This is a genomic window from Treponema sp. R6D11 (genome assembly GCF_054786075.1).
The window spans coordinates 1-10,194 of record NZ_BDHD01000066.1 but is presented as its reverse complement, the minus strand read 5'-3'; the positions used below and the strand labels follow the sequence as shown (position 1 = coordinate 10,194).

10 protein-coding genes are annotated in these 10,194 nt (G+C 32.7%); 2 read left to right on the top strand and 8 right to left on the bottom strand.

Annotated elements, in window-relative coordinates; genetic code table 11:
* Positions 1–484: 484 nt before the first annotated feature.
* A complete protein-coding gene (locus tag ACYVTD_RS07350; RefSeq protein ID WP_461247126.1) occupies positions 485–958 on the top strand; it encodes a helix-turn-helix domain-containing protein in 474 nt (157 codons plus the stop codon).
* 414 nt (positions 959–1,372) lie between these two features.
* Here ACYVTD_RS07350 and ACYVTD_RS07345 read toward each other — a convergent pair whose 3' ends face one another.
* From ACYVTD_RS07345 to ACYVTD_RS07335, 3 genes are all read right to left on the bottom strand, one after another.
* Positions 1,373–2,611: a hypothetical protein gene (locus ACYVTD_RS07345; protein ID WP_461247125.1), complete on the bottom strand. Its 1,239-nt coding sequence runs from the start codon at positions 2,609–2,611 to the stop codon at positions 1,373–1,375.
* A gap of 215 nt (positions 2,612–2,826) precedes the next feature.
* Positions 2,827–3,672 (bottom strand): prolipoprotein diacylglyceryl transferase, encoded by an 846-nt coding sequence (locus tag ACYVTD_RS07340; RefSeq protein WP_461247124.1) that lies wholly within the window; start codon positions 3,670–3,672, stop codon positions 2,827–2,829.
* Between the two features lie 76 nt (positions 3,673–3,748).
* Positions 3,749–4,021 carry a hypothetical protein gene (locus tag ACYVTD_RS07335; RefSeq protein ID WP_461247123.1) on the bottom strand — a complete coding sequence of 91 codons (273 nt, stop codon included), beginning with the start codon at positions 4,019–4,021 and terminating at the stop codon, positions 3,749–3,751.
* Positions 4,022–4,148: 127 nt separating this feature from the next.
* Here ACYVTD_RS07335 and ACYVTD_RS07330 point away from each other — a divergent pair, with 127 nt between their 5' ends.
* Complete coding sequence (locus ACYVTD_RS07330) at positions 4,149–4,355, top strand: hypothetical protein (protein ID WP_461247122.1); 207 nt, start codon at positions 4,149–4,151, stop codon at positions 4,353–4,355.
* Here ACYVTD_RS07330 and ACYVTD_RS07325 read toward each other — a convergent pair.
* The 5 genes from ACYVTD_RS07325 to ACYVTD_RS07305 all read right to left on the bottom strand — a co-directional run bounded on the left by ACYVTD_RS07325 (position 4,348) and on the right by ACYVTD_RS07305 (position 9,918).
* On the bottom strand, positions 4,348–5,865 hold the full coding sequence (locus ACYVTD_RS07325) for a phytoene desaturase family protein (protein ID WP_461247121.1): 1,518 nt from the start codon (positions 5,863–5,865) through the stop codon (positions 4,348–4,350). The two genes, ACYVTD_RS07330 and ACYVTD_RS07325, sit on opposite strands and share 8 nt — an antisense overlap.
* Positions 5,866–6,177: 312 nt before the next feature.
* Complete coding sequence (locus ACYVTD_RS07320; protein WP_461247120.1) at positions 6,178–7,185, bottom strand: hypothetical protein; 1,008 nt, start codon at positions 7,183–7,185, stop codon at positions 6,178–6,180.
* The gene (locus ACYVTD_RS07315; RefSeq protein WP_461247119.1) at positions 7,182–7,625 is read right to left on the bottom strand and encodes a hypothetical protein; all 444 of its coding nucleotides are present in this window, start codon (positions 7,623–7,625) and stop codon (positions 7,182–7,184) included. The genes ACYVTD_RS07320 and ACYVTD_RS07315 overlap by 4 nt, the downstream gene beginning before the upstream one ends.
* Before the next feature lie 374 nt (positions 7,626–7,999).
* A complete protein-coding gene (locus tag ACYVTD_RS07310; protein ID WP_461247118.1) occupies positions 8,000–9,235 on the bottom strand; it encodes a modification methylase in 1,236 nt (411 codons plus the stop codon).
* Positions 9,232–9,918: an MvaI/BcnI family restriction endonuclease gene (locus ACYVTD_RS07305; RefSeq protein WP_461247117.1), complete on the bottom strand. Its 687-nt coding sequence runs from the start codon at positions 9,916–9,918 to the stop codon at positions 9,232–9,234. Before ACYVTD_RS07305 ends, ACYVTD_RS07310 begins: the two co-directional genes overlap by 4 nt.
* Positions 9,919–10,194 lie beyond the last annotated feature (276 nt).

The window sequence follows — 10,194 nt, the reverse complement described above, 5'->3', positions numbered from 1 at the left end:
CCAAATAAACTCATCTTTACATAAACAAAAATAAATTACATAATTCTTTTTGTTTTTTTTTCCCTTTTTTTTCTTTCCCCTTTGGTGTCTTTTGGTTTTTTTATAATTAAAAAAGAAAGGTGTTTTACCTATTGAATATCTATTGTTTTTTAAAAGTATATTAGTAAAAAAATGTTTTAAAATTGGGGTGGAGGGGGTGGGGGGGGGGGGGGGGGGGGGGTATTTGTCTTATGCCGTATTGCGTGTGGTGTTGAACAAAATTTATGTGTTGTAACATCTGCCTCATATTTAAATAATACCATAGATTAATAATTATTCCATACCCCTTTTTAGTAAAATAAACAGCCTGTTAATAAACATATACTATCAAATTTATGCTTATCAAATAGACTGGCATTAACGATTATTTTAAGCAACAAACTGGCAATTTGTCAAGTAAAATACTGTCCTTATAATTGCTTTTAAGGCAATTAGAAGGGGTAAAATGACTAACCTACGCCATATTTTAGCCTTCAATATGAAGGAAAACCGCCGAATTCTCGGTTTATCACAGGCAAAACTTGCCGAAAAAGCCGATTTATCCACCCAATATATAGCCATGATAGAGCTATGCCGAAAGTTCCCTTCCCCTGAAATCTTGGAAGTAATAGCCACCGCCCTAAAAGTGGACACACCAGAGCTGTTTAGTATGCCCCCCTCTATAGAACGTGCCGCCGTAAAGTTTCAAGAGACCGTTTTAGCGGATATTGAGCATACTGTAGAGGCAACTGTAAGCAATGCCGTAAAAACCGCCATTTCAAAACTGGTTGCCGTTCATCTAAAAGAGATAAAAAAATCGCTTACCGCCAATACCAAAGAAAAGCCCATCTATGACGATATACCACAGTTTAATTACAACAGCATAGCCGCCGACAGCGGCACAGTACGGAAAACACGGAAACCCAAGAAAAGGAAATAGATTTTTGCCAAATACAAGCAATTATAAAAAAGCATAGCTAACAATCGCTAACTGTTAATTTTTTAAAACTTGTAACTGACACCACTTTTTCATAGCGTACCCTGACCCTCGACCACCCCCATATATAGCGGTGGTCGGCTTTATTACGACACTACAAAAAAGTGGTGTCAGACACCCTGCGTGTCCTTATGTGCGGGAATTGTACATAAGACGACAGAAAGTGTCATATAACGTTTCGGCGGTATATGACGGTTTGGGCAGGTAATAGGGCAATGCGGAGCATTGACCCCTGCCCAAACTGTGCTGGAGTAAAACCGTGCAGAGGGCTTTAGCCCGAACACGGTTTTACGGAAGCCGAGCCGCCCAACGGGCGGCGATGCGTAAACAGACCTGTTATGCGAAGTTTTTACGCCCTTATTGAATAGTATATCTATAATCAATAATATATCCATTTTGTACATAAAATGTCTTTGTATATTTTGTTGTTCTTGATTGTCCAGAATGAATACCATAAGAAAAGCCTCTACTATAACTTCTTGTAGAATATCCTGTATAATTTCTTATACTGTCTTTATATTCCATTATTGTTATTGATTTATCATTAGGTAATTTTGAAGTTTTAGATGGTGTACCCCATGATATAATTAATTCATCAGATTTATGACCAAGCCAATATTCCATTGATTTACATATTTCATAATATTTTCTCTTGTTTTTTTCTTTTGAATATTTATTAAAAAAAAGTGATGCAATAATTAATGAAATAATGGGAAATAAAAGTGCTGTAACCATTTTTTCTGTATTTAATGATGAACCAATAATTGAATTAGCAGTTTTATAAAATAAATAAAAACAAACTATTAACGAAGAAATACCCAAAAACAAAAATATTCCTGGCTTAGAATCGTCAACAATAGGAGAATATTGAACATTGATTGTTGAATTTCCTTGAGTGTTAAAGTTAGCAACAGATTTTTGTGATGGAACAATACTATTTTCATAACTATTATTAATGAAATCTATTGATTTACCAATACAATCACCAGGAGAAACATTATTTATTAAATTATCAAGAATAAAAGTTGTTAGTTTTTCTTTACCAATCTTTTCTATTTTATTTTTTATATCACCACTGGAAAATCCATTAAAAATTTGTCCTAAAAAGTTAACAATTAATTTTTCAGTACATATTGTTTCAGATTTTTTTATTTGTGAACCATTAATTTTTTTTCCTTTCCAAGTAAATTCATTATCAGTTGCTAATTTCCATGTTGATTCCTCTAAAACATTAAATTTTTTTGTAGAATTATTCTTTTTTTTCATGCTTTGGTAAACTGTATGAACAAGGTTTGGCTCAATTCCCAATTCAACTAAACAAATAGCTTCACTAGGAATTTCTTCTGGTACCACTTTTGCAAAGATTGAATCAAGCATAAACGATATAATTTTATCCCTTCCATAATCATCTGTTTTTGACTTTTTAAGAGAACTATCAACAATATCGATTAATTGCTTCAAAAAAGCAACCATTTCCTTTTCATTTATTTGTTTATTGTTTTCCTCATTAAAACAGGTATTATCTTTCCATACAAAATCATTTTCTGATGCTAATTGCCATGTTGTTTCATCCAAAATATTAAAAATGCTACCCATAAAAACCTCCATATTATTCTATTTTTTATAAAAAATTACATTTTGTCAAGTATTATTTTGGGGAATATTTGGCGTAAAAATTTTGCATAACGTCCGGCGGTAAAAGACGTTTTGCCTGCCCGAATAAGCAAACTGCGAAGCAGTTTGCAGGGCAGGCAAAATGTGGCGAAACAAAAACGTGCAGAGGGCGAAGCCCGAACACGTTTTTGTGGAGCCTAGCCGCCCAACGGGCGGCGTACTTTTACCGCTTTGTTGTGCGCTGTTTTTTGTTTATATAATAAATCATTATGTCTAAACAAACTGTAAATTTTTGGAATAATAAAACAAAAAATTAAAATACTTATAATTTGTGATGTTGATAAATTAAAAAAGAAACCTCTATATTCGTCTCCTCGCAAGAATTCAATAAAAAACCGTGCAACAGAATAAAGTAATAAGTAAAGATATATAATATTTTGTTTGAAAAGGTTTTTTCTTCTTAAAATATCTAATATGAAAAACAATAGTAAATTGATAAATGCTTCCAATAATTGCACTGGAAAACGGTTAATTCCATTCGCTTCTTCTACAATTGAATGACGAAAGTTAAAGCCAAAAGAAGATTTTATTCCAAAGCAGCATCCTGCCAAAAAACAACCAATTCTTCCAAAAAAATGAAACAATGGTATTGCAGGTACGACAAAATCCAATAAGTATCTCCATTGCGGTCTCTTTTTGAATATAATTATTGCGGTAAGTATTCCCCCAAGCAGTCCACCGTAAAAAACATTACCGCCCCATATCAGATAAACAGTGTTCAAAAAAGCATTAAATGAATTAATTCTGGTAATATTTTCTACTACATATATAAATGCTTGATAATTTACTATTGAGTACAGTATACGTCCGCCTACAAATACTCCCATTGAAACTAATAATAAAAAATTGATACCGTCACTATCATCATAACCATTCTTGGTACATAAACGGCAAACATAAATGCCTGCGGTAAAAATGCCAACAAGCATAGCGATTTGATACATTCCTATAGTTTTGCCAATTATTGTAATAAAAGGAAACATATGTGGGAACTAAAAAATTTTATAAAAACCCGAGGAACCGGTTTGGTTCCCCGAGTATTTTACAATACTGATAGTTTTAAAACCACTTACTTGCGGAACCAGCCACGGCTCCTGCGCACACTGCACAAGCAAGGAACGTAATAAATGCAAAGACAAAACCAATTATGCTTAAAACCAAACCGGCAGTTGCGGTACCAGTTGGTTGGCCTTCTTTTTTTGCCTTTGAACGCGCTATAGCGCTTAAGATGATACCAACAAGACCGAGCAACCACAGAGGAAATGCATTCACAACCGGAATACCTCCTCCTACTAAACTAAGAATACCTAAAATCAACCCTGCTACAGCCATACTCTCTCTCCTTCATTGTATATTTGTGTTTCTATACTGAACACATTACCCTATAAATATAGGGTTATATTATTATACCAAAATTCCATTTTTTATGTCAATAAAAAATGGAAAATATTTTCAAAAAATGGCGCACAACGTTTCGGCTGTATGCGACGGTTTTGCGGTTGCGATAGAGGAACGCGGAGCGTTCCAGCAACCGCAAAACTGTGGTGGAGCAAAACGCCACAAAGGACGCAAGCCCGACTGGCGTTTTGCGGAACCCGAGCCGCCGAAAGGCGGCGAAGCGCATACAGACCTGTTATGCGAAGTAGCGGCGTACAATTTTATCTAAAATATTCAATATATTCCCTTTCGAGGTCAATGCTGCCTTCTTTTAACAATTCTTTTGCCAAATAATACCCACTTGCCATTACTCCGGCAACTCCAAAACCCGGAAAAGTCCATTGCCCCACTAAATACAGTCCGGGAATTTCTGTTTTTTGTTTTAGGAATTTCCCATAATTTTTTTGATTGATTGCAAATCCCATAAAAGAACCGTTTGTGTTATTGGTATATCTTTCAAAAGTCAAAGGCGTTCCAAGTTCGGCATAAGTTATGCTGTTTTTAAATTCATCCCCCAATTTTTCACAAATACGATTTAAAAGTATATTTTTTACTTCATTTTTCAGTTTATAATAATCTTCGCTTTTTTCTTTTGTACCAAAAGTATTCCAGCAATTATTATACTCATACGGTATTGGCGCTAATGCAGTTATGGGATAAAATTTATCATCGGGTTTTTTATTTAACACCTGAATAACAATAGGCACGTTATTTGGGTTATATGTTTTTTCCGGTATTTTTAAACAATCATCTGAACTAATGTATATATAATTATTTCCCCCCAAATAATCAATATCTTTGACCGTTAAGAATAATATGCAAGCGCTTTGAAATATATCCTTCTTTTTATATATTTTGTCCATTTTTACTTTTGATTTAATTTTCGATGAAATTATGGAATTGGTAAATATTGGAGAAGCATTTGAGATAATTTTGTCTGCATAGTAAATATCCCCATTTTTTGTTTTTATTCCTTGCGTTTTTTTATCAATTATAATTTCGTTTACTGTTGTATTAAGCAAAATTTCGCAGCCATTATCCATAGCAATTTGTTTCATAGTGTCCGCAATTTTTTGCATACCGCCTATGGGATAATATGTTTTATCCATTGCCCACCAACGATAAGCATATCCAAAATAAACTATGTCGGCCATTGCTTTTGAATAAATAATTTCCGCTATTTCTTTATTTGACGTTAATTCCCAAATTACTTTATTAAAATTTCTTAAACCGTATTTCATTAAAAGCGGTTTTTTAATCATATTATGAATGCCAAATTTTAACAATTCTATGATACTCATATCATACGGCGGAACAGGGGCTTTATTATCGGTTAATGCCTGTTCCATAATTCCATTGGAAACAGCGAATAATTTTTCTATATCATCCTTATTGTCAGAAAAGTGTAAAATAAAATCTTCTTTAATATGGTTATGCCTAAACTTATATTTTTTATTGTTGATATAACAACATATATTTTCCTCCCTGATTTTGCTTTCTATTTTTCCCCCTAAAAACGTTATAAACTGCGGTATTGTTTCATTTGGCTCCAATTCGTGCAACCCTTCAATTCCGCAGTCAAACTGAGTTCCATTTCTTTTGAAAGAAGTGCATAAACCGCCGACTTTATCGTGTTTTTCCAGTATTAAAACCTTTTTATTATATTTAGAAAGGAAACCTGCTACGCTTAAACCGCCAATTCCTGCCCCAATAATAATGTAATCGTATTTTTTTATCATAAACTTAATACCTCTAAATGATATAACGAATTCATTTTTACTATATTCTTATTTTTATGTCAATATAATATTTCAACATATTTTTGGACAAATCTTAGCCGCTATTTCGCATAACGTTCCGGCGGTAAACGACGTTTTTTTGCGCCCGATAAAGAAAACCGCGAAGCGGTTTTTCGGGCGCAAAAAAATGTGGGTGGAGTGAGGCGTGGGAGCCTTTAGGCGACCTAGCCGAACGGAACCCCGAGCCGCCGTAAGGCGGCGAAGCGTTTACCGACCTGTTAGGCGAAGTGCCAGACTTTTCAAAAAGTTATTTTATTTTTTTTGTAATAATTCATATGCCTCCTTAAAACGTGGCGGCAAACTAAATGAACTTTGTATTTTTGACATACCTTGAGTTGTAAAAACAATAATAACATTTTCCTGTAATAATATATTTAAAAGTTTTTCACTATATGGTATATAAAGAACATTATCATTTCCATAACCATTAAAATCTACAGTAGTTTCATCAGGGAGTATTATTCTGAATAGAATATTACCTTGTCTAGAATATGGTGGAAATGTAAAAAATTTAAATGTCAGTCCTTCCTTTGTAGAAAAGGATATTTCTTTAATTGTAGCTGTTTCATTACTTGAATAAACCTCTGTTTTCACTTCTCCATCAAATTGAACATAATAATCACCTGTTTTATCACCCCATTTATCAGTAAATGCACCTACTGACCAACGGAGAGGAAGATTAACATTTTCTTTTTTTCTACTTTTTAATACTTCATAAGATTCTCTGAATTTTGGTGGAAGTTGAAATTGGGCTTGTTTGTCAATAGAAGAAATAGCGAAACGTACAATAATATTTTCCTGTAATAAAGTGTTTAATAAATCATCATTATATGGTATAAAATAATAATAATGACTGTTTTTATCATTATATATTCCTCTTCCATTAAATTCTTTTGTAGATTCATCAGGTAGCTTTATATTGAATAAAACATCTGTTGTTGAAAAAAACACTGGTGCTAAGTCATTATTTATAACATAAAATTTAAGCCCTTCATTTTGAGAAAATTGTAATTCACTAAGTATAGTTTGTTTATTTGTCCAACCACCTCCTGTAAATAACGCATTAACTTTATCAGAATATCGCATAAAAAAATCACCTGTCTTGTCTCCAAATTGATCGATATACTCTCCAATCGCCCAACGAGAATTCGGAATAGCAAAATTAGAACTCGGCGTAGTTGCACTCGCCAAACCTAACGTAATGAAAATTACAAACAATACTACTGTAATTATATGCGGTATTTTTTCTTTAACTGTCATATAATACTCCTTCTATTGAATAGATAAAAAATTAAGCTTTCTAGGAAAGCAGAAGAACCAATAAATAAAAGATCAAGTGGATCAAATGTACCTGGTATGTTTTCAAAAATTTGCAAGAACTCATAAAACAATGCTATGACAATAAAAATACTACTATATATTATTCTCAATCTAGCATTAATAATCCATGTTACTCGGATAAGTAATAAAGCCGAAAGACACCATAGCCCATCAGGCAAATTGTAAAACAACATATATAACAATATTGAATCTTTTTTTACAGGAATATATAAATTAGCAAGGAATGATGATTTTGGAATATAATAAAACAAAATCATATTGTTTATATCTCTAAAGAACGCATAAATAACTATGCCTGTCAGAAACATCATAAATGCCAAAATATAATATATCTGTTTTGGATAATTAATATTTTTCATTGCGTTAAATTACTCCAATATGATTAAAAGAGTAATATATATTGCATGGTTTGTCAAGCATTTTTTCATCATTTTTCACCAAATTTACGTATTGAAATCTTCAAAAACTTAAGTTTTATAAGGTTCCATATTAATATAATGATATAATATCATTTTGGTATACCTTTCTGGCATTTCACATAACGTTCCGGCGGTAAACGACGTTTTTTTGCGCCCGATAAGGAAAACCGCGAAGCGGTTTTTCGGGCGCAAAAAAATGTGGGTGGAGTGAGGCGTGGGAGCCTTTAGGCGACCTAGCCGAACGGAACCCCGAGCCGCCGTAAGGCGGCGATGCGTTTACCGACCTGTTATGCGAAGTATTTAGCCCGCATTATTCATTCTTTCTCACATATTACAATATATTCATATAACATTGTATTTACAGTTTTTCCAACTACATTTGTCGGAGAATTTTTACTTGGCATAGCTTTATTACTTAATGCGCGTTTGTAAGTAATTAAATGTTTAAACCCATTTTTTTCAAATTTTTCTGCAATAAATTGATCTGTAGGCAAAGGAACATTTTTAACAGTTCTATTCCCTACGATATATATTATTTTACCATTTTTATTTATATTATTTGAAACATCTTTTATTGAATCTGCTAAGTCTAAATAAAAAGATGATACTTCTAGCGCTCTTTTATTATCTACTTTATTAATTTTTAATATCGGTTCTGCTATACAGCCTTCTCTGATAATTTCATTTACACGTTTTCCACCCATTAACATACTGTCTATTTTTCTGGCTGTATTTATTCCAAGCCATTCATTAGATAATGTTGAAAATTGACCGTAAGCAACTGTTGTTCGACTATCACCGTATGGCGGACTTGTTAAAACAACATCATATTTTTCAAATTTATTCTTAAATTGTTCTGATTGTATATTAACAGTTATATTTTTATTTATTTTTGGTAAATAATATAATTTATAATTCAGTATCACATCATTTAATTTTTTGAAATAGTAGCTTATAGCGTCTGGATTAAAATTAATTATTTCTTCTGGTTTCATACGAAATAGTTTAAATTCACTATTTCTTGTATATGAACATTCTCTTACAGTTTCTGAAAAAGGAACTAAAAAAAGCGTCTGAATATCTTTATTTTCTAATTTGTAAATACAATGTTTTATAATTGATAAATTCATAATAACAGGCTCAGAAAACCAATAATCCATATTTGTTATTTCAGGTAATTTTATCTTCTTAATTTTCTTTTCATATTTAATTATTTCAAATATATTATTCCGTAGTTCTTGATATGCAAAATCAATCTCTTTAATATCAAGTTTTGTAAATTTAGCTTTAGAGATTAAAACTGCAAGCGGATTAATATCAAAACCAGTCATTTTTTTTATTCCACACTCTAATCCACAAACAAAACTTGAACCAGAGCCGCAATAAGGATCAAGCATTTTTCCGCTGGAAATATTTAATTCTTTTAATATATCTATACCTATTTGAGGTATCATTGATGCAGGATAACGATGTAAATTGGGATAAAGCGTAGCATAAGATTGTCCAGTGTAATCATATTTTTTATTTCGTTCGACAATATATTCTTTCATAAATCTAACACCATCCTAAATAATTGTGGAAGTTTATCCTCATATGCCCTAAAGCCTGTTCCATGATTTCTTGCCATTGTTCCCTTATCGTGAAGCCTTAAATCAACCAATATGTTCTCAGATTCAAATTGATTGCGTAATAATTCTGGAGTTGTGTCTTTCATAAGTTGCGCTCTTTGAAAATGAAAATATTCTTTATCATCACGAAGTTCCGTGAATGCGGTGACAAAAATTAATGCTGGTAATTTTTGAATAAATCTATTTGCTATAGCTTCTAATGACCATTCAACAACAATTGTACCAGAAATATGCCGTACAGAAATAGTATCTTTTTCTACAAGCAGAAAAAGTCCTGCACTATTAGGTTTTAAGGACATTGTATAATAAAGACCCTGCCGGCCATTTCTATCTTGACTGCCAAATTTTTTTACAGCTTCTAAAGGAGGCATTTTCCATGCTTTATTATTAAAAGTGAATAATGTTATTAAATTTGAACTATTTGCTCTATGAGCTTTTAATTCTGCTCCTTCAATATCAGGTAAAGCGTCATTGTTTTCATTTATTCCCAAAAGGGTTTCAAGCGTATAACCAATGCCGGTTGGCCCGTTTCTTAATGAAGGAATGAATCCTTTTTCCCTAATTTCCCTAAATTTTTCAGAGAAATCAGCCGTTGTTAATCTCATTATCCCCTCCAAAAAATCATTCCTTTATTATACCATGATTTTCAATATTGTCAATAGGGCTTTTTTGAGGTATTTATTGTAAATTTCTATCATTTTTTGATAAATTTCGGGCTAAATATTTCGCATAACGTTTCGGCGGTAAACGACGTTTTTTTGCGCCCGATGAGGAAAACCGCGAAGCGGTTTTTCGGGCGCAAAAAAATGTGGGTGGAGTGAGGCGTGGGAGCCTTTAGGCGACCTAGCCGAACGGAACCCCGAGCCGCCGTAAGGCGGCGA